14 protein-coding genes are annotated in these 19,747 nt (G+C 43.3%); 12 read left to right on the top strand and 2 right to left on the bottom strand.

What is annotated here, in order from left to right:
- Nucleotides 1–48: 48 nt before the first annotated feature.
- Entirely contained in the window at nucleotides 49–1,713 is a 1,665-nt protein-coding gene (locus J3L18_RS15935) for a M1 family metallopeptidase (RefSeq protein WP_129569357.1), read from the bottom strand.
- A gap of 285 nt (nucleotides 1,714–1,998) precedes the next feature.
- Between J3L18_RS15935 and J3L18_RS15930 the strand changes: the two genes are divergently transcribed.
- The 11 genes from J3L18_RS15930 (at nucleotide 1,999) to J3L18_RS15885 (ending at nucleotide 16,041) form a co-directional block, all read left to right on the top strand.
- Nucleotides 1,999–4,416, top strand: coding sequence for an ABC transporter permease (locus tag J3L18_RS15930; RefSeq protein WP_129569358.1), 2,418 nt, complete (start codon nucleotides 1,999–2,001; stop codon nucleotides 4,414–4,416).
- 224 nt (nucleotides 4,417–4,640) lie between these two features.
- On the top strand, nucleotides 4,641–5,192 hold the full coding sequence (locus J3L18_RS15925) for an acyl-CoA thioesterase (RefSeq protein WP_090532037.1): 552 nt from the start codon (nucleotides 4,641–4,643) through the stop codon (nucleotides 5,190–5,192).
- Nucleotides 5,193–5,242: 50 nt separating this feature from the next.
- Nucleotides 5,243–5,443: a YqaE/Pmp3 family membrane protein gene (locus J3L18_RS15920; RefSeq protein WP_090531506.1), complete on the top strand. Its 201-nt coding sequence runs from the start codon at nucleotides 5,243–5,245 to the stop codon at nucleotides 5,441–5,443.
- A gap of 118 nt (nucleotides 5,444–5,561) precedes the next feature.
- Nucleotides 5,562–6,908 carry a sigma-54-dependent transcriptional regulator gene (locus J3L18_RS15915; RefSeq protein ID WP_129569359.1) on the top strand — a complete coding sequence of 449 codons (1,347 nt, stop codon included), beginning with the start codon at nucleotides 5,562–5,564 and terminating at the stop codon, nucleotides 6,906–6,908.
- Between the two features lie 466 nt (nucleotides 6,909–7,374).
- Nucleotides 7,375–7,452 carry a K(+)-transporting ATPase subunit F gene (gene kdpF, locus J3L18_RS31095; protein ID WP_083879072.1) on the top strand — a complete coding sequence of 26 codons (78 nt, stop codon included), beginning with the start codon at nucleotides 7,375–7,377 and terminating at the stop codon, nucleotides 7,450–7,452.
- 9 nt (nucleotides 7,453–7,461) lie between these two features.
- Nucleotides 7,462–9,177: a potassium-transporting ATPase subunit KdpA gene (kdpA, locus tag J3L18_RS15910; protein ID WP_129569360.1), complete on the top strand. Its 1,716-nt coding sequence runs from the start codon at nucleotides 7,462–7,464 to the stop codon at nucleotides 9,175–9,177.
- A 2-nt stretch (nucleotides 9,178–9,179) separates the two neighbouring features.
- Complete coding sequence (gene kdpB / locus J3L18_RS15905) at nucleotides 9,180–11,210, top strand: potassium-transporting ATPase subunit KdpB (protein WP_129569361.1); 2,031 nt, start codon at nucleotides 9,180–9,182, stop codon at nucleotides 11,208–11,210.
- 109 nt (nucleotides 11,211–11,319) lie between these two features.
- Nucleotides 11,320–11,886: a K(+)-transporting ATPase subunit C gene (locus J3L18_RS15900; protein WP_129569362.1), complete on the top strand. Its 567-nt coding sequence runs from the start codon at nucleotides 11,320–11,322 to the stop codon at nucleotides 11,884–11,886.
- Between the two features lie 128 nt (nucleotides 11,887–12,014).
- Complete coding sequence (locus tag J3L18_RS15895; protein ID WP_129569363.1) at nucleotides 12,015–13,061, top strand: outer membrane beta-barrel protein; 1,047 nt, start codon at nucleotides 12,015–12,017, stop codon at nucleotides 13,059–13,061.
- A gap of 125 nt (nucleotides 13,062–13,186) precedes the next feature.
- Complete coding sequence (locus tag J3L18_RS15890; protein ID WP_129569364.1) at nucleotides 13,187–14,317, top strand: sensor protein KdpD; 1,131 nt, start codon at nucleotides 13,187–13,189, stop codon at nucleotides 14,315–14,317.
- Nucleotides 14,318–14,319: 2 nt separating this feature from the next.
- Nucleotides 14,320–16,041 (top strand): HAMP domain-containing sensor histidine kinase, encoded by a 1,722-nt coding sequence (locus J3L18_RS15885; protein WP_129569365.1) that lies wholly within the window; start codon nucleotides 14,320–14,322, stop codon nucleotides 16,039–16,041.
- 21 nt (nucleotides 16,042–16,062) lie between these two features.
- Here the strand turns inward: J3L18_RS15885 and J3L18_RS15880 are convergent, their stop codons facing one another.
- Nucleotides 16,063–16,824, bottom strand: coding sequence for an NUDIX hydrolase (locus J3L18_RS15880; protein ID WP_112652215.1), 762 nt, complete (start codon nucleotides 16,822–16,824; stop codon nucleotides 16,063–16,065).
- A gap of 189 nt (nucleotides 16,825–17,013) precedes the next feature.
- Between J3L18_RS15880 and bglX the strand changes: the two genes are divergently transcribed.
- Nucleotides 17,014–19,320: a beta-glucosidase BglX gene (gene bglX / locus J3L18_RS15875; protein ID WP_208102430.1), complete on the top strand. Its 2,307-nt coding sequence runs from the start codon at nucleotides 17,014–17,016 to the stop codon at nucleotides 19,318–19,320.
- Nucleotides 19,321–19,747: the final 427 nt, after the last annotated feature.

The raw sequence follows: 19,747 nt of genomic DNA, 5'->3' as shown, positions 1-19,747 counted from the left end.
TTGTCCAATAATCTGTAAGGCGGACCAGGTACCTGGTTTATAATTAAGTTATTTAACGATTTTTGCCTGGATATAAAAATCAGGATCAATAGCTAATGAGTCGACAGTAGGAAGATATTCTAATTTCAGTGACTGCCAGTTCGTTGAGGGGGCAATCCAACGTTGATCAATCAATTTGATTTTAACGGGCATGGTAAAACCGGCTATACAATTTGTAAATCTGTATTCGAAGCTTTTTCCATCAATTTTATATTCCAATATAGGGATCTGTGTGGTTCTTAAATATTGGTCAAATATCTTGCTAAGATCTTTTTTGCTGACCTTACTGATATGGTTTTCTATCTGTGTCGAATTTACTGATTGGTGATAAAAGCTTCTGTTAAGCGCTCGTAACACTTCCCTGAATTTATCGTCATTATTGATAATAGCCTGTAACATGTGGATTAAAACCCAACCCTTCAGATAGGCGTCTTCACCTCCGTCTTTAAAAATATTGTCGGGAGAAATTACCGGAGCCTTGTTGCCTATCCGATTGGAGGTCCTGCTCAAAAAGAAATCGTGGGACGCTTTTGGCCCGTAAGGATCGGCGATAGCCAATTCCTCCGCATAGCCGGCAAAGCCTTCCTGTAACCAGCCGTAGGCAGGATCATTTGCTGTTATGTTGTTGCCAAACCATTCGTGCGCTGTTTCATGAACCACCATCCGGTCGGTTTTTTGATCCCAATAAGTTAGCCGTTTGGGATTAAGGCCAAAGCGACCCAATCTAAACTTGTTTCCATAGCCGATAGCGCTTTGATGTTCCATTCCTATATACGGTGCTTCAACCATCTTAAAGCCGTCGCTGTAAAATGGGTATGGGCCAAACCAGTGCTCAAATGATGTTAAAGTTTTTCGAACTTCGGCAACCAGGTAACCTTTTACCTTTTCCTGGTTATAATCCAATACCCAAAAATCCAGATCAAGGTTACCGCGTTCGCCGTTAAATTTTTCACTTACATGTTCATATTTTCCTATATAAAAGGTAAGCCCATAATTATTTATAGGATTGTTCACTGCCCAGGTGTAGCTTGAGGTGCCATCTGTATTTTTAAGTTGCCGCTGAAGCCTTCCATTTGATACCGCGACTAATGTATCTGGTGTAATTATTGTAACCGAAGCTCCTTTATCGGGTTTATCGCCAATGTAAACCTTACATGGAAACCATGCACTCGCGCCTGGCAATTGACAGGCTACAGCCATCCATGGTCTGCCTACAGAGTCCTTTTGCCATACCAAACCACCATCCCATGGAGGGTTAACTGATTGTTTTGGTTTGCCCGAATAGTAAATCGTAATGTTTTGAACGTTATTTTTTGACCGTTGTAGGGGCTTTACAAACCATGCGTCGCCGTTTTGTATAAAAGATAACTTTGCGTTCCCCGTTTTGATACTATCTATTTTAAGAGGCGATTGGAGATCTATTTGCATGAGCCCGGTGTGTTTATTTTTAACAATCTTATATTGAATAATATTGCTACCGCAGATCGTTTGATTAATGTAATCTGGTTTTATGGTCAGATCATAGCGCAGAACATCCCACCAAGTCCTTTCTGGCGTTATCGACCCTTTTAAAGTATCCTGGTGCGTTGGCTTGATTTGCCTATCGTTTTGTTGTGCAATTAATTTGCAGGTTAACAAGCTTAGGATTATAAACGTAAATGTTTTTTTAGTCATAGATAAATATCCTGTAGGGCGTGATGTATAGTTGGTTATTGCCAACCTTGAGCCACTAAAATAGTGAAATTTCACTTGCAGGAGCTTTTATTAAACGTCCCAACGACTTATAAACCCCCACCTTTAATTTTCAATCGCGAATTTCCAAACCAATCCACAATCGCACAATTACTGTGCGAAAACGAACAGTTTCGTTGATTGATTTTGATTCAAGTTACTTATAATCAGTAATTTAAAAATAAGGCACGCGATTAGCTGAATTGGCAGGTATAAACCATTACAATTATGCTTAAAAATTACCTGCTGGTTGCTTTTAGAAACCTTTCAAAAAACAAAGCTTTCTCCGCTATTAATATAATAGGGCTGGCTATTGGCATGGCGGCATGCCTGCTCATTTTGCAATATGTTAGCTTTGAGCTTAGTTTCGATGATTTCCACACCAAAAAAGACCGCGTTTTCCGGATTAATCAGGACAGGTATAACAATGGCAAGTTAAGTACTCAATGGGCCGGCGGGGCTTTTGCACCCGGCACAGCATTTAAAAATGCGCTGCCCGATATTGAAGAATACGTAAAGATTGTAGGAGCAGGGCAAACCATAGCCAATTACAGGGATCAGAAAATGGTGATCCGGAATGTTTACTATGTAAGCGATGCATTTTTCAAAACATTTTCTTTCCCGCTAATAAACGGCGACGGAAATACCGCACTTAAAGAACCCAACACCGCGGTAATTACCCGGCAAATTGCCGATAGACTTTTTCATGGCGTAAATCCCGTGGGACAAACCTTGTATATTAATACAGATAAGCCGCTTAAAATTACCGGCGTAATGGAAAATATGCCTGCCAACACGCATATGAATTTCGATATCATGCAATCCTACGCTACGCTGCTTAAAGAAAATCCGCCTAATAAAGATTTTAATCTCGATAATGCCTGGCTGAGTGACGGCTGCACAACTTACCTGCTGCTTAAACCGGGAGTTGATCCGCGTGCTTTGGAAGCTAAGTTTATCCCTGTAGTAAAAAAAGCTTATGATAAATATCCTGGTACGGGCGAAGGCGGCATTTATACACTTCAGCCGGTAAAGGATATCCACCTGTATTCCAACAGGATGCTGGAGTTTCAGCCCAATGGAGATGGCAAGTCGGTGTACCTGCTTTTGGGCATCGCTATTTTTGTGATCATCATAGCATGGATCAACTATATCAACCTGGCTACTGCCCGAGGTATTGGCCGGGCTAAAGAGGTTGGGGTGCGTAAAACTTTGGGCTCGGCAAAAGCACAGTTGATTACCCAGTTCATGTTGGAGGCCATGATGCTTAACGCCATGGCTATTGGCCTGGCATTGCTTATCATTATGGCCTGTTTGCCTGCATTTGCCAATATTTCCGGCATGCAGATGGGTTTTACGTTATTTGCTAAAGCAACTTTTTGGTTGGCTGTTTTGGGAATCTTTGTGTTGGGCTCATTCTTCAGCGGTTTTTACCCGGCCATTGTATTATCGGCGTTCAGGCCGGTTGAGGTGATGAAAGGCAAGATCCTGGCATCGCCAGGGGGAGTGATATTACGTAAGGCAATGGTGGTATTCCAGTTTGCTGCGTCGATATTTTTACTGATAGGATCGCTTACAGTGTTCAAACAACTCAAATACATGCAAAGCCAAAAGTTAGGGGTAAAAATAGATCAAACACTGGTCATTAAAGCTCCGTTGGTTAAGGTAGATTCGTTTTACCGTAGCATGAGCTCATTTAAACACGAATGCCTGGCGCAATCTGCCGTTAAAAGTGTAACCGTATCTACTTCTATCCCCGGCGAACCTGTGCAATGGAACGCTGGCGGTATTAAGTTGGTTGGCTCCGATCAAAGCACAAGCAAACAATACCGCATTATTGGTGCCGACTATGACTACCTTAACGCTTATGATATCAAACTGATAGCCGGTCGTAAGTTTTCGAAAGAGTTTGGAGATGAACCACATAAAGTGATATTCACCAAAAAAGGGGTTGAACAGTTAGGCTTTAGCAAACCTGCCGATGCCCTTGGCAAACGCATCGATTTTTGGGGACAGGTTTATGAGATAATAGGAGTGGCTGATAATTTTCACCAGCAATCCTTACATGATGCCTACGATTCCATGATCTTCCGTTGTATCCCTGATGTTCGGGGCCCGGTATCGGTAAAGGTAAGTACAACCAATATGCCGCAAACCATCGCCGACTTAAAGAAAACCTGGGCCAGTTTTTTCCCAGGCGACCAGTTTGATTATTTCTTTTTAGATCAGCATTTTAACGAGCAATACAAAACTGATCAGCGCTTTGGGCAGGTGTTTGGCGTATTTACCGGCATCGCCATTTTTGTGGCCTGTTTAGGCTTATTTGGCCTCGTATCATACACCATTGTACAGCGCACCAAGGAAATTGGCATCCGCAAGGTACTGGGAGCTTCGGTAAACAGTATTTTAAAATTGTTGTATAAAGATTTTGCCCTGTTGGTAGTAGTGTCGTTTGTAATTTCGGCACCAATAGGCTGGTACGCTATTCATCAATGGCTGCAAACATATGCTTTCAGGATGGATATTAACCTCTTCCTGTTCGTTATTCCATTCTTCCTGGTATTGCTGGTTGCCTTTTCAACAGTCTCGTTTTTGAGCGTGAAAGCAGCGCTGATGAACCCGGTAAAGAGTTTGAAGACGGAGTAGTAAACAAAAACACGTCATTATAAGGTACGAAGCAATCGTACGAAAGCACAGTCGCCCTGTATTGCGTGCGATTGCTTCGTCGTTCTTCTTATAATGACATGTTTTTATTTCAGGGCAAGGGGATTTCGGCAGGGGCAAACATTTACAAGGTACGTTCAGCCAATCCCCAAAAGAGAGGGTTGGCTGAGGTTTTTTCCTATCTTTGCCCTAAAAGCAGATTGAATATGACCGGAAAATCGCCGCAGGAATCATACACCATCATGAACGAACTGGTATTGCCCAATGATACCAACACTTTAAACAACCTGATGGGTGGTCGCCTGTTGCATTGGATGGATATTGCCGCTGCTATTTCGGCACAAAAGCACTGTAATAGAATAGTGGTGACCGCGTCGGTAGATAACGTATCGTTCCAGTCGCCGATAAAGCTGGGTGATGTGATCAGCATTGAAGCAAAGGTTACCCGCGCGTTCACTACTTCGGTTGAGGTAAGGATGGATGTATGGGCGCAAAACATTCCATCCGGTACTAAAGTAAAAAGTAATGAGGCCTATTATACCTTTGTTGCTTTGGATAAAGATGGCCAAAAGACAACTGTGCCCGAGCTGGTACCTGAAACGGATAAAGAGCGCGCATTGTATGAGGGGGCGCTTCGCCGTCGCCAATTAAGGTTAATATTAGGCGGAAAAATGAACCCAAATGATGCTACTGAATTGAAAGCGCTTTTTTTTGGCGACCAGTTGCCACCTAATCTTGGTGAAGAAATAAAGCAGTAACAAATTTCCCGGCGCATTGTCTAAATGGTTTAAACATTAAAACTACTGCCATGCGATATTTTCTGTGCTTTTTACTGCCACCGCTTGCCATCCTCACCACCGGCAGGATAGGTGCATTTATATTGAATATATTTTTAACACTTTTCTTCTGGATTCCGGGCGTGATCCATTCCATCCTGGTAACCAGCGATTATTATGAAGCAAAACGTCACCGGCAACTGATGCGGGCGACAAGGCGTTACCGTTGGTAACCTTGATTCGCTTGATTATAGGATTCCCTGATGTTTTGATTGAGGTTGTTTAGGACTATTCTATCAAGAAATCCTCAAATCCTAAAAATCATGGTTCAAAATTATCATATTTGCCACGATGCAGAAAGGTAAGCTATTAATAATTGACGACGAGGAACGCCTCCGCAACCTGCTTGCGCGTATTTTACAGCTGGAAGGCCATGAGGTAATTACTGCGGCTACAGCCAAAGAGGGGCTTAAAAAACTCCAACTCGAAAGCATACAGGTGGTATTAAGCGATGTTAAGCTGCCTGATATTGATGGTATTACCCTTTCCGAAACCATTAAAAAAAACTACCCAAATACCGAGATCATTGTTTTGACCGCATACGGCACTATTAATGATGGCGTAAAGGCCATAAAAGCCGGTGCATTTGACTATATCACCAAGGGCGATGATAACGAAAAGATCATCCCGCTGGTAAGCAAGGCCATGGATAAAGCCCTGCTACAGCAAAAGGTTGCAGAACTGGAAAGTAAGCTGAATGATAAGTTTGGTTTTGACAGGCTCATCGGTAAATCAACGGCTATCAGCGATGTAATTAAGCTTGCCCAAAAGGTTGCCCTTACCGATACAACGGTACTATTATTGGGCGAAACCGGCACAGGTAAGGAGATTTTTGCCGAAGCCATTCATCAGGCCAGCAACCGCAGTGCAAAATCATTTGTGGCGGTAAATTGCAGCGCATTCACTAAGGAATTATTGGAAAGCGAATTGTTTGGCCATAAAGCAGGCTCATTTACCGGGGCGGTAAAAGATAAAAAAGGACTTTTTGAAGAAGCCAACGGCGGCACTATATTTTTAGATGAAATTGGTGAGCTTGATCATGACCTGCAGGCCAAGCTGCTTCGTGTGCTTGAATCGCAGCAATTCATTAAAATTGGCGATACTAAACCCACCCAGGTTAACGTACGGATTCTGGCAGCTACCAACCGTAATTTGCTCAACGAAATCAATGACGGTCATTTCCGGTCGGATTTATATTACCGCCTTTCAGTATTCCAGATCACGCTGCCGGCCCTGCGTGAGCGCAAAAAGGATATCAAACTGCTGGCCGAATACTTTATGCAGCATTTTGCCCTTAAAGTAAAAAAACAGGTAAATACGCTAAGCGATGAGTTTATAGAAAAATTGGGAGCATATCCATGGCCCGGTAATATCCGCGAGTTGAAGAATATTGTAGAACGTGCGGTGATCCTGACCGATAGCAATGTGCTTGATGAGAGCCTGCTGCCTTATGAAGTTCAGCAGCAACAGGTGAAAAGCGGTGCGCCTATTTCGGCATTTGATCTTTCATCTGTAGAGAAACTGCATATTCAACGGGTATTAAACCATACCCACGGTAACCGTGCAGAAGCAGCGCACCTGCTTAATATTGGCGTGGCTACGCTGTATAGAAAGCTGAAAGAATATAATTTGGAATGATTTCGGATTTCGGAATTTCGATTTCGGATTTAGTGAATAAAAAGTTCTTTCTACGCTGACGCCCGGCTCCGGCCGGGTGTCGACAATCAAGCGGCCTCAGGCCGCCGTACACAAGCCGGAGGCCTGGAGATATTTGCCACTCTTGAGATCATGCCCATCTGCCAAAGGTTACGTTATCGCTACTTCCTGTAGCTAAGACCTTCTTCAATCCCACTTTGATAATCAGCTATCAAAATGATAGCCCAATTCTCCTTAAATAAATAAAATAATGTTTCTGTTGTTATATAAATAATTAATAATCAGTTATTTATATTGATAATAATTTTCTTGGCATCCGCTTGGCAAAGCCCTTTGCAAAAACACATAAAAATGGATGCTTTACTCACAATCGCTTACCTGGCCACATTTGTAGTGGTATTCTGGATCTTTTTTAAATCTGTAACGTACTTCGAAAAAATCTAAAATCATGGCAGCATTATTCATCGTAGCAATAGCCGTGTTCATTTACATGGTATACGTACTTCTCAAACCCGAAAAATTTTAAAATTAAACTATGAACACTGAACTAACGGGTGTAATTTTCACCTACCTGCTCACCTTAGCCATCGCCATTCCCCTTGGCCGCTACATAGCTAAGGTATTTAAGGGCGAAAAAACCTGGCTCGATTTCCTCGCCCCGCTTGATCGCCTCATTTTCCGTTTCAGCGGTATTGATACCAAACGGGAAATGAACTGGAAACAGCACCTGCTGGCCCTACTTACCATTAACAGCGTTTGGCTGATATATGCCTTTGTTTGTTTAATGGCACAAGGTCATTTGCCGCTTAACCCCGATGCTAACCCCGGACAGTCGCCTGATACAGCTTTCAATACTGCCATCAGCTTTTTGGTAAACTGTAACCTGCAGCATTACTCGGGCGAAAGCGGTGCTACTTACTTTACACAGCACTTCGTATTCATGTTCCTGCACTTTGTATCGGCTGCTACAGGTATTGCTGCGCTGGTGGTTGTTTTCAGGGCCATGAAAGATAAGGTTACCGATAAGCTGGGCAACTTTTGGGAGTATTTTGTAAAATCAATCACCCGCATATTATTACCTATCTCATTTGTGATAGCTGTGATCTTCGCTTTTAACGGCATGACTACAAGCTATGCAGGTAAAGATACTTTCATAAGTATGCAAGGCGACACAGTTCATGTCTCCCGCGGACCGGTTGCTGCCATGGTTGCCATTAAACACTTAGGCACTAATGGTGGTGGTTGGTTTGGCGCAAACTCTGCACACCCTATTGAAAATCCTAATTACCTAACTAATACTGTTGAGCTGGTGGCCCAGTTGATCATCCCTATCGGTTTGGTATTTGCATTGGGCTTTTATCTCAACAAAAAGAGATTTGCCTATGTAATTTTTGGCGTAATGACGCTGGGGATGCTTTTGCTGATGATCCCGACCATCAACGCCGAGCTTAATGGTAACCCTGCCATTGCTCATATGGGCATTAGCCAGCCAACAGGAGCTATGGAGGGTAAAGAGGTACGTTTTGGGCCGCTTAACTCTGCATACTGGAGTATCATGACAACCATAACTTCTACCGGTTCAGTAAACTCCATGCATGACAGTGCTATGCCGGTATCCGGATTGTCAATGCTTTTAGGTATGATGATCAACTGCTTTTACGGTGGTTGCGGGGTTGGTTTCCTTAACTTTTACATATTTGTGGTAGTAGCCGTGTTTATATCCGGTTTAATGGTAGGCCGTACACCCGAGTTTCTGGGTCGTAAGATAGAGGCGAGGGAAATGAAGATTGCTTCGTTGATTGCACTGCTGCACCCTTTTATTATATTGGTAGGCCTTGCAATTTCGTCCTACTTTATTGTACATGTTCCCGGTACCGACTGGGCTGTCAAGCCATCGGCCTGGTTAAATAATCCCGGCAACCACGGTTTTTCCGAAATGCTGTATGAATATTCATCGGCAGCAGCCAACAACGGTTCGGGCTTTGAAGGTTTGGGCGATGGTAATATTTTTTGGAACTATACAACAGGTATCGTCATGATATTGGGTAGGTTCCTCCCAATTATTGGTCCGCTGGCTATTGCAGGCTTATTGGCTAATAAAAAGAATATTCCTGAATCGGCTGGTACTTTAAAAAGCGACACCTCAACTTTTGGGTTGATGATTTTCGCGGTGATCGTAATTATCGCTGCCCTGTCATTCTTCCCGGCACTTGCTTTAGGTCCTATCGCTGAACACTTTTCACTTAAATAATCATGAACTCAACTCAAAATACATTGTTCCAGGGCGATCAGATGAGGGATGCTTTAAAACAATCTTTTATCAAACTAAACCCTCGCGTCCTGTTCCGTAACCCGGTGATGTTCACCGTGGAGATAGGTACGGTTGTGATGCTCATTGTGAGCATATTTTCACTGGCCAATAAAGGCCAGGGCAGTTTTGCCTACAACTTTACAGTATTTGTTATATTGTTGTTAACCGTTCTGTTTGCCAATTTTGCCGAAGCTATAGCCGAAGCACGCGGCAAGGCCCAGGCCGAGAGCCTCCGTAAAACCCGTGAGGAAACACCTGCACGCTTACTGGTTAACGGCAAGGAAGAAAGGGTGATGTCATCACAGTTAAAAAAAGGCGACGTATTCATTTGCGAAGCCGGCGATAATATCCCAACCGATGGCGAAATCATTGAAGGTATCGCTACCATTGATGAATCGGCTATTACCGGCGAATCTGCCCCGGTGATCCGTGAGGCCGGCGGTGACAAATCATCTGTTACCGGTGGTACCAAAGTATTATCCGACAGGATCAAAGTATTGGTAACCACCCAGCCGGGCGAAAGCTTTTTGGATAAGATGATTGCGCTGGTAGAAGGCGCATCCCGCCAGAAAACCCCTAACGAAATTGCCTTAACTATTTTGCTGGCCGGTTTTACGCTGATCTTCGTTATCGTGTGTGTTACCCTGAAGCCATTTGGTGATTATTCAAATACGCCCATCACTATAGCCGCTTTTATATCGTTGTTTGTTTGTTTGATCCCTACAACTATCGGTGGCCTTTTATCGGCCATCGGTATTGCCGGGATGGACAGGGCTTTACGCGCCAACGTGATCACCAAAAGCGGTAAAGCTGTTGAAACAGCAGGCGACTTAGACACTTTATTACTGGATAAAACTGGTACCATAACCATTGGTAACCGTAAAGCAACCAGCTTTTACCCAACAGCAGGCGTAAACGAGCAGGATTTTGTAATGGCATGTGTGTTAAGTTCACTGGCCGATGAAACTCCCGAAGGTAAGTCGATAGTAGAGCTTGCCGAGCAGGGCATGCATAAACTTAAGATCCATGCACCGGCCGACTCGGTGTTTATTAAGTTTACTGCCGAAACCCGTTCAAGCGGTTTGGATACACCCGATGGCCTACGCATCCGCAAAGGTGCTTTCGATTCTATCCGCAACATGGCCATTAAAGCCGGTAACCAATTCCCTGCGGATGTGGAAGAGAATGTTAAAAAGATCTCCTCAAACGGTGGTACCCCATTGGTTGTATCACAAAATGAAAAGATCATGGGTGTAATCGAGCTGCAAGATATCATCAAAACCGGTATTGCCGAACGTTTTGAGCGCTTGCGTAAAATGGGGGTTAAAACAGTGATGGTTACCGGCGATAACCCGCTTACTGCCAAATTTATTGCCGAAAAAGCCGGTGTAGATGATTTTATTGCCGAGGCGAAGCCTGAGGATAAAATGAACTACATTAAAAAGGAACAGCAGGGCGGTAAACTGGTAGCCATGATGGGCGACGGTACAAACGATGCCCCCGCGCTGGCCCAGGCCGATGTTGGCGTAGCCATGAACAGCGGTACACAAGCCGCAAAAGAAGCGGGCAACATGGTTGACCTGGATAACGACCCAACCAAGCTGATTGAGATTGTGGAGATAGGTAAACAGCTGTTGATGACTCGTGGTACTTTAACAACTTTCAGTATAGCAAACGACGTGGCTAAATACTTCGCCATTGTTCCTGCTTTGTTCATGGTATCAATGCCTGCACTAAAGGCGCTGAATATCATGGACCTGCACAGTCCGCAATCGGCTATACTTTCGGCGGTAATATTCAACGCTATTATTATTCCGCTGCTGATTCCGTTGGCTTTGCGCGGTGTTGAATACAAGCCAATTGGTGCGAGTGCGCTCTTACGCCGTAACCTGCTCATTTATGGGTTAGGCGGTATTATTATACCTTTTATAGGCATTAAATTAATTGATTTAGCTGTTTCAATTTTTATATAGATGTGAGATGTTAGATATGAGATTTGAGACTTTTTGAGTTATAAGTCACGCATTTCGTATCTAACAAAATCTCATGTCTCAAATCTCATATCTCAAATCTAAAAAGAAAATGAAAACATATTTGTTGCCATCCATCAAGCTTACCTTAATACTGATAGTATTAACAGCAGGCATCTATCCTTTAGCTATAGCCGGTATAGGTAAATTTACCCCGGGTAAAGGTGATGGTGAAACCATTACATACAAAGGCCGTGTAGTTGGCTACGCCAACATTGGTCAAAAGTTTACTAAAGACGAGTATTTCTGGGGCCGTCCATCAGCAGTTGATTACAATGCTGCCGGCTCAGGCGGTTCAAACAAAGGCCCGTCAAATCCTGATTACCTGAAACAGGTTGAAGGCAGAATAGATGATTTTCTGAAACACAACCCAGGCGTAACACGCTCACAGATTCCTGCCGAACTGGTTACGGCTTCAGGTAGCGGTTTGGATCCTGATCTTTCGCCAGCAGGCGCAAAAGTTCAGGTTGCCCGTGTAGCTAAAGTCCGCGGTTTATCAGTTGATGCCGTAAACAAACTGGTTGATGAGCATACTGAACAACCTTTGTTAGGTTTGTTTGGCCCTGCTAAAGTGAATGTATTGAAGTTGAATGTGGCTTTGGATGGGGTGAAGAAGTAAAAACCAGGCTGCCGCAGTTTTAGCGCAGCTCAAATCCTCGCCGGGGTTGGCAATAATTAGTAACGGCGAGGATACAAACACAATTTGGGTTACCAATAAGGAACCCGGAAATTTTAATACATACTTAAATGAAATTTTTCCTGCTATTGATATTTTCGATGCTAACCTGTGCTTTTATAGTTAAGGCTCAGGATACGGTCAAAACCACATCCGATGCGCCTTTGGTGTTTTATGGCTCGGTTGATACCTATTTTAAATATGATTTCGCAAACAGGGGATCGCAGATCCCGACGAGTTTTGCAACGGATCACAATTCAATTTCTATCGGGATGATAGATCTGGGTTTAAAGAAAAAGGTTGGCAGGGCCGCTTTTGTAGGCGAGTTATCATTTGGTCCGAGAGGACAAAGCCAGTCGATACCAAATGGATCTGATGGCGATTCGTATCATATTCAAAACTTGTATGTGGCTTATGATGTAACAGATAAATTTGTACTTACTGCCGGATATATGGCTACTTGTATAGGTTATGAAGTTGTGAGCCCGGTTGGCAATTTTAACTACTCAACCTCTTACCTGTTTACCAATGGCCCGTTTCAAAACGCAGGTTTTAAAGCCGCATATTCGTTTTCGGATAAAGTGAACGTGATGGCCGGTGTGTTTAATGATAATTGGAATTATTACCGGTCGTCAAATCAAGTAAACAGTTTTGGCGCTCAGCTAATATTAAACCCGGTTAAGGGCTGGACCGCCTACTTAAACGTAATTACCGGAGGGATTGTAGGCACCGAGTTTGATTTAACAACTGCCTATCAAATAACAAACGCGTTTAAGCTGGGCCTGAACGCGGCCGACTTTTCGGCAAACAAAGGTGTTACCGGCGGTTTTTCGGGCGTAGCTTTGTATCCGCAAATGGCAGTTTCAAAATACGTTACACTTGGTTTAAGGGGCGAATATTTTAAGCATAAAACAGGTACTTATACCGCAATTGCAGGGCCGGCAAATGGTAAATCGGTTACAGCGGCAACGCTTACGGCTAACGTTAAAGCAGGCCCGTTAACATTAATACCCGAGGTGAGATTGGATCACGGATCGGTAGAGCAGTTTAAAGCACGCAATGGTGATCTGACAAGGTCTGCATCACAGTTTGTGCTGGCAGCTGTTTATGGGTTTTAGCAGCAATTAAATGCTTAGGTATTACAGCAGATCCAGGCATCGTGGCTAAAGCATGTGCAAAGTGAACGGAATGCCTGACCGGCATGGAACACCATAAAAACTAAAGGAAAATTCAAAGGCGACTTATGAATGAGGACACTAAAGAGCAATCTGTAGAGCATTTCCTGGAGCTGATTAAAAAATCGCGGCGGGGAAAGTTCAAGGTTTATATTGGCATGAGCGCCGGTGTTGGGAAAACCTACCGGATGCTGCAGGAGGCCCAAACCTTGCTGCGCAATGGTATCGACGTGAAAATTGGCTACATCGAAACCCATAACCGTAAAGAAACTCATGCCTTGCTGAAAGGTTTGCCTGTAATACCCCGCCGTAAACTGTTTTACAAGGGGAAGGAGTTGGAGGAGATGGACCTGAAAGCTGTGATAAGCCTGCGCCCCGAGGTGGTTATAGTCGACGAGCTTGCCCACACCAACATCGAGGGCAGCAGCAATGAAAAACGATGGCAGGATGTACTGGAGATCCTGAATGCAGGCATTAACGTGATCAGTGCGGTGAATATACAGCACATGGAGAGCCTTAATGAAGAAGTGCAGCGGATAACCGGAGCTACCATCAATGAACGCGTACCCGATAAAGTTTTGCAGTTGGCCGATGAAGTGGTAAACATCGACCTTACCGCCGACGAACTGATTGAGCGCCTGAAGGAAGGTAAGATATACGACGAGAAAAAGATCCCAACCGCGCTGAGTAATTTTTTCCAGGCAGAGCGGATTTTGCAGCTGCGCGAGTTGGCCCTGCGCGAGGTGGCCCACCAGGTGGAGCGGAAGATTGATATTGAAGTGCCTAAAACAATTAAGCTGAGGCCCGAGTTGTTTTTGGCTTGCATCAGTACCAATGATGAGTCGGCTAAAGTTATTATCCGTAAAACAGCAAGGTTATCGTCATACTATCGCTCCAAATGGTATTTACTATATGTGCAAACCTCGCGCGAGAGCAGCGATAAGATTAACTTAGCCGCGCAAAGGCACCTTATCAATAATATGAAGCTGGCCACGCAATTGGGCGGTGAAGTGCTGAAGGTAAAAGATGATAATGTGGCCCGTACCATTTGGGAAACGGCCGAAAAATATGATATCACCACGATTTGCATTGGCAAGCCGCGGTTTAAATTTTACCAGCTTATCATGAAAACAGCGGTGTTTACACAGCTACTAAATAAAATGTCGAAAACTGATATTGACCTTGTAATACTTTCATAGCCATGACAATAAAAAATAAACTCCGGGCAGGGATAGGTTTCCTGTTTGTACTGGCAATAATTTGCTGCGGAATGTCGATATATTTCCTAAACCGGTTATCTGCCGATGCAGGAGCCATATTGAAAGATAACTATAAAACAGTAAAGTATATGCAAAATATACTTACTGCTATTGATTCGCGCACCGACAAACTATCGGCCGACCAACAAAAAACGATAAATGACAATTTGGTATTGCAGGAGCACAACATCACTGAGGTAGGTGAACTGCAACTTACAGATTCCTTGCGGGCTGTTTTTGAGAGTTTAAAGCACGGGAGCGATAATAAAATAGCCGAAAGTGATTTACGCAATCGCTTGCACAAGCAGGTGTATGGAATAATGAAGCTCAACATGGATGCTATCGCACGGAAGAATGATATAGCTAACACAACTTCAAAACGAGGGTCGTTGCTGGTGGCATTTTTAGGCGCGTTTTTGTTTTTAGTAGCATTCAGTTTCGCAGTTAATTTCCCGGGATACATCGCCAACCCAATTAAGGAGCTTACTGCCCGCATTAAAGAGGTATCAAACAAAAACTATCACCAGCAAATTCATTTTGAATCGGACGATGAATTTGGCGAACTGGGCCAGGCTTTTAATAACATGACGCGCAAGCTTGATGAATTTGAAAATAGTAACCTGGCCAGCATCCTGTTTGAGAAAAAGCGAATTGAAACTATTATCAACTCCATGCATGATGCCATTATTGGCCTTGATGAAAAAGGTGTTATCATTTTCGCCAACCAGGTGGCCTGCAACCTGATTGGTATGAAAGCCGACCAGCTTAATGGTAAATATGCGCCAGATATTGCTATTGAAAATGATCTGATGCGTAAATTGCTTGTTAATGACCAGGCAAAGCTTCGGATCTTTGCTGATGAGCGCGAAGGTTTTTATTCGCGCGAATCCTTATCGGTAAGCAGCAGGGATAAAGTGATAGGTAAAGTGATTATTCTGAAAAACATTACCGAATATCAGCAACTGGATGAGGCCAAAACCAATTTCATTGCTACCATATCGCACGAGTTGAAAACCCCCATCTCATCTATAAAAATGAGCTTGAAGTTATTGGAAGATGAGCGCATAGGCGAAGTAAATGCCGAACAACGCCAGCTGATAGGTAATATTGACGACGATACCCGTCGCCTGTTACTCATCACAGGCGAACTGCTTGACATGGCACAGGTTGAAACCGGCAAGCTACAGCTTAACTTCGGCAGTACGCACCCTCAAAATATTGTGGATTATGCCGTAAAAGCCATTAAGTTTATAGCCGACCAAAAGCATGTGGAAATTAAAGTGAAATGTGATGAAAGTTTGCCAAAGGTACATGCCGACCTGGATAAAACTACCTGGGTACTCATCAACCTGCTCTCCAATGCCATAAAATACAGTCACGAAAAATCAACAGTTGAGCTGGTGGTTAAAAAACGTAAGAACGATGAGATAGAGTTTTCGGTAACCGATCATGGTAAGGGGATAGAAGAGCAATATCTGCCCCGTTTGTTTGAGCGTTATTTTAAAGTGCCTAATGCTACATCCGAGCAAAGTGGAACAGGTTTAGGCCTTGCCATAGCCAAGGATTTTATTGAGGCACAGGCTGGAAAGATTAGCGTGGACAGCGAAATAGGTTCGGGCAGTACATTTTATTTTACATTAAAACGGGCGATAGCTGCGGCGTAAGCCATCGCCATTTTAACATAATTACCATCCGCCTTTAAACCCTTCGGTTAAGGCGTGTTGGTAATTTTTCATATCAAATGAGTATAGGTACGGCGCCTTATGCGCGCCGCCTTTACGTGGCTCTTCAGATCGGTTCAGGATGCCGAAAGCTAAGATCCTGCGTTGAAAGTTACGCCTGTCTAACTTTTTACCTAAAATTGCTTCATACAATTTTTGCAACTCGGGCATGGTGAATTCTCCCGGCATCAGGTTGTAACCTATCGGTTGATAGTTAAGCTGCAGGCGTAAGGCATCTAATGCACTTTTATAAATATTTTCATGGTCGAGTTGCATTTCGGGCATGTCATCCAGGTCGCGCCAGGCACAAAGCTCCGAAAACTGATCGGGGTGGGGTATAACGCCAAAAAAGTCGACCAGCGCATAATAGCCTATAGATATAAACCGGCCTGAAAACCAGTTTTGTTCTTTTGGCAGCATATCGGCATACATATCGTTATGAACTTTTGAACGGTCGGGATCGCCAAATACACGAAACTGCTGTAGAAATATTTTATCTAAACCGGTACGTTCCTGCAAGATCCTTACAGCGGCGTTATCTATCGGTTCTTCCTTAAGTACAAAACCGCCGGGCAGGTACCACTTCTCTTCGTCATTGGTTTTTAATAGCAGCACTTTCATTTGCCCTTCGTGAAATCCAAATACAACACAATCAATAGAAATGTGGTTTACATAGTTTTTGCGGGCATCCTCGCTGTACTGAATAAGTTGCTGTTTGCTTAACATTTGTGCTATTGTACAAATAAAGTTTGATTTTTTAATTATAATATTTACAATTGTGTACTTAATACACTATGCGGAATGCCATAGCATATTGCTTTAAAAATCATCAAAAATATTTAAGGGTACAATGAAATACCCTGATTATTAGTCATATTTGTTAACCAATTATTTACTACCCATATAACTTAAAAAATGAAGAAGTATTTTTCAAGCCGGCTTGTCATAGCCGTGATGCCATTTTGCGTGGCATTGACACCCTTTAACAAGGTGCTGGCACAGGCTAAAACCGAAGATGCGAAAATGAACGCCTATGTAAAAGGCCTGATGAGTAAAATGACCCTTGATGAAAAAATAGGGCAGCTAAACCTGGTAACCATCGGAGCAGCAACAACAGGATCGGTAGTAAATAAAGGGGTTGAAGAAAATATTAAAAATGGATCAATTGGTGGAGTGTTTGGTGTTTGGGGGACAACGCAAACCCGCCAGATTCAGGATATAGCCGTTAAAAACTCAAGGTTGCACATTCCGCTTATTTTTGGTTTGGACGTGATCCACGGTCACCGTACTATTTTCCCTATCCCGTTGGGCATGTCGGCAACGTGGGATATGGGCTTGATCAAACAATCGGCACAAATTGCAGCTAAAGAAGCAACCGGCGAAGGTTTGAACTGGGTGTTTTCGCCAATGGTTGATATTGCCCGCGACCCACGCTGGGGCCGTATTTCTGAAGGTTCGGGTGAAGACCCATGGTATGGCTCGCAGGTGGCAAAAGCTATGGTACAGGGTTACCAGGGTACCAACATGAAAGATGCCGATGCTGTGATGGCCTGCGTTAAGCACTTTGCACTTTATGGTGGTGCAGAAGCCGGTCGTGAGTATAACACAGTGGATATGAGCCGCATTAAAATGTACCAGGATTACCTGCCGCCATATAAAGCAGCAGTTGATGCAGGTGCGGGCAGTTTCATGAGCTCATTTAATACTGTTGATGGTGTACCTGCAACAGTTAACCAATGGTTGTTAACCGATTTGTTAAGAAAACAATGGGGTTTTAAAGGTTTCGTGGTATCTGATTATACCGCAGTAAACGAAGTGACAGATCACGGCCTTGGCGATTTGCAAACGGTATCTGCCCTTGCCCTGAAAGCCGGTTTGGATATGGATATGGTAGGAGAGGGGTTCCTGAAAACATTGAAAAACTCGCTTACACAAAAGAAAATAACCCAGCAGGAAATTGATCTGGCCTGCCGGCGTGTATTGGAAGCTAAGTACAAATTAGGTTTGTTTGATAACCCTTATAAATCAATGGATGCCGGTAAAGAAGCTAAAGAAGAGTTATCGACTGCGAACCGCGCTGCTGCACGGGAGATCACTAAACACTCCTTTGTATTGCTAAAGAACGATAATCAGACACTTCCGCTTAAAAAAGGCGGCAGTATTGCCCTGGTAGGCCCGTTGGCTGATAATCACCGCGATATGCTGGGCACCTGGGTTATTGCCGGCGAATGGCAAAAATCGATAAGCGTAATGGAAGGCATTAAAAATGTGGTAGGTAACAATGTTGCCATTAACTATGCCAAAGGTGCCAATATAACCGAAGACAGTTTGTTTATTAAAAGGCTGAACTTTGGTCCCGGTATGGTTTCTTTAGACGCTAAGCCGGCCGACGAATTGTTGAAGGAAGCGGTTGATGCCGCCAAAAAATCGGATGTGATTGTGGCTGTGGTCGGCGAATCGCAAAGTATGTCGGGTGAATCGTCAAGCCGCTCGGATATTGATATTCCCGAAAGCCAGAAAAACATGCTGAAGGAACTTTCAAAATTGGGCAAACCAATGGTGATTGTGCTGTTTAACGGTCGTCCGCTTACCTTAACCTGGGAAGATAAGCATGCTAACGCGATACTTGACGTTTGGGCGCCCGGCACCGAGGCCGGTAACGCCATCGCCGATGTATTATTTGGCGACTATAACCCGGCCGGTAAATTGACTGCTACATTTCCGCGCAGCGTAGGCCAAATACCTATTTATTATAACCACAAAAACACGGGTAGGCCATACAAAGGCGGTCCTTCAAAATTCAGGTCAAATTACCTTGATATTTCAAACGATCCGCTTTATCCGTTTGGTTACGGCTTAAGCTATACCACCTTTAACTATAGCGCTGTTAGCGTAAGCAAAACCAAATTAAAAGGTAATGAAACTTTAAAGGCTACTGTTACTGTTACCAATACCGGTAAATATGCAGGCGAAGAAGTAGTACAATTGTATATAAGTGACCCTGTGGCAAGCATCAGCCGTTCGGTAAAAGAGCTTAAAGGTTATCAAAAAATAAGCCTTCAGCCGGGAGCATCAAAGCAGGTTAGTTTTACTATTACTCCAGAGCAACTGAAGTTTTATAATACGCAGCTTAAGTATGACTGGGAACCAGGCGAATTTGTAGTTGAAATAGGAACCAACTCGGCCGATACGCATAATGCATCGGTTTGGTGGGCTAAATAGTGCCATTTAAAGTGTAATACATTTTTAGCACTTTGTTAAAAATGGTAAAGGTATTTTTTGACGCACGAAAATATCTGAACGGCACCGGTAAGTAAAATTCACCGGTGCCGTTTTGTTTTGGAAAAAATGTGTAAAATGTTATATAATGGCGTGAAATCGATTGTAATAAATGTAATCTGAACATTTATTGTTTGGAAAGTATTGCTTGGGTAAATGTATATTTAACATTTATTATTGTATAATTAATAATAAATGTTGACCTGACAGTATTTGCAAAGTATAATGATATTTTAACACTTTGGTAAATTATGGCAAGGAGGGCCCGCACATTAAACTAAGGGCAAAATATTTGAGATAACAGCTCGGTTGCGTTAATATTTATTGTTTCAACAACTTTTTTGCACCAGTTACAGAATAATAGCAACAC

Source organism: Mucilaginibacter gossypii (assembly GCF_017569325.2).
Lineage (GTDB): Bacteria > Bacteroidota > Bacteroidia > Sphingobacteriales > Sphingobacteriaceae > Mucilaginibacter > Mucilaginibacter gossypii.
This window is presented reverse-complemented; position numbering and strand designations above follow the sequence as displayed.

What these genes read in the sequence shown, in the direction of transcription:
- bglX (WP_208102430.1), top strand. Translation starts at nt 17,014, where the DNA reads ATGAAGAAGTATTTTTCAAGCCGGCTTGTCATAGCCGTGATGCCATTT.
- J3L18_RS15920 (WP_090531506.1), top strand. Translation starts at nt 5,243, where the DNA reads ATGCGATATTTTCTGTGCTTTTTACTGCCACCGCTTGCCATCCTCACC.
- kdpA (WP_129569360.1), top strand. Translation starts at nt 7,462, where the DNA reads ATGAACACTGAACTAACGGGTGTAATTTTCACCTACCTGCTCACCTTA.
- J3L18_RS15880 (WP_112652215.1), bottom strand. Translation starts at nt 16,824, where the DNA reads ATGTTAAGCAAACAGCAACTTATTCAGTACAGCGAGGATGCCCGCAAA.
- J3L18_RS15930 (WP_129569358.1), top strand. Translation starts at nt 1,999, where the DNA reads ATGCTTAAAAATTACCTGCTGGTTGCTTTTAGAAACCTTTCAAAAAAC.
- J3L18_RS15890 (WP_129569364.1), top strand. Translation starts at nt 13,187, where the DNA reads ATGAATGAGGACACTAAAGAGCAATCTGTAGAGCATTTCCTGGAGCTG.
- J3L18_RS15895 (WP_129569363.1), top strand. Translation starts at nt 12,015, where the DNA reads ATGAAATTTTTCCTGCTATTGATATTTTCGATGCTAACCTGTGCTTTT.
- J3L18_RS15935 (WP_129569357.1), bottom strand. Translation starts at nt 1,713, where the DNA reads ATGACTAAAAAAACATTTACGTTTATAATCCTAAGCTTGTTAACCTGC.
- kdpB (WP_129569361.1), top strand. Translation starts at nt 9,180, where the DNA reads ATGAACTCAACTCAAAATACATTGTTCCAGGGCGATCAGATGAGGGAT.
- J3L18_RS15900 (WP_129569362.1), top strand. Translation starts at nt 11,320, where the DNA reads ATGAAAACATATTTGTTGCCATCCATCAAGCTTACCTTAATACTGATA.
- J3L18_RS15925 (WP_090532037.1), top strand. Translation starts at nt 4,641, where the DNA reads ATGACCGGAAAATCGCCGCAGGAATCATACACCATCATGAACGAACTG.
- J3L18_RS15885 (WP_129569365.1), top strand. Translation starts at nt 14,320, where the DNA reads ATGACAATAAAAAATAAACTCCGGGCAGGGATAGGTTTCCTGTTTGTA.
- kdpF (WP_083879072.1), top strand. Translation starts at nt 7,375, where the DNA reads ATGGCAGCATTATTCATCGTAGCAATAGCCGTGTTCATTTACATGGTA.
- J3L18_RS15915 (WP_129569359.1), top strand. Translation starts at nt 5,562, where the DNA reads ATGCAGAAAGGTAAGCTATTAATAATTGACGACGAGGAACGCCTCCGC.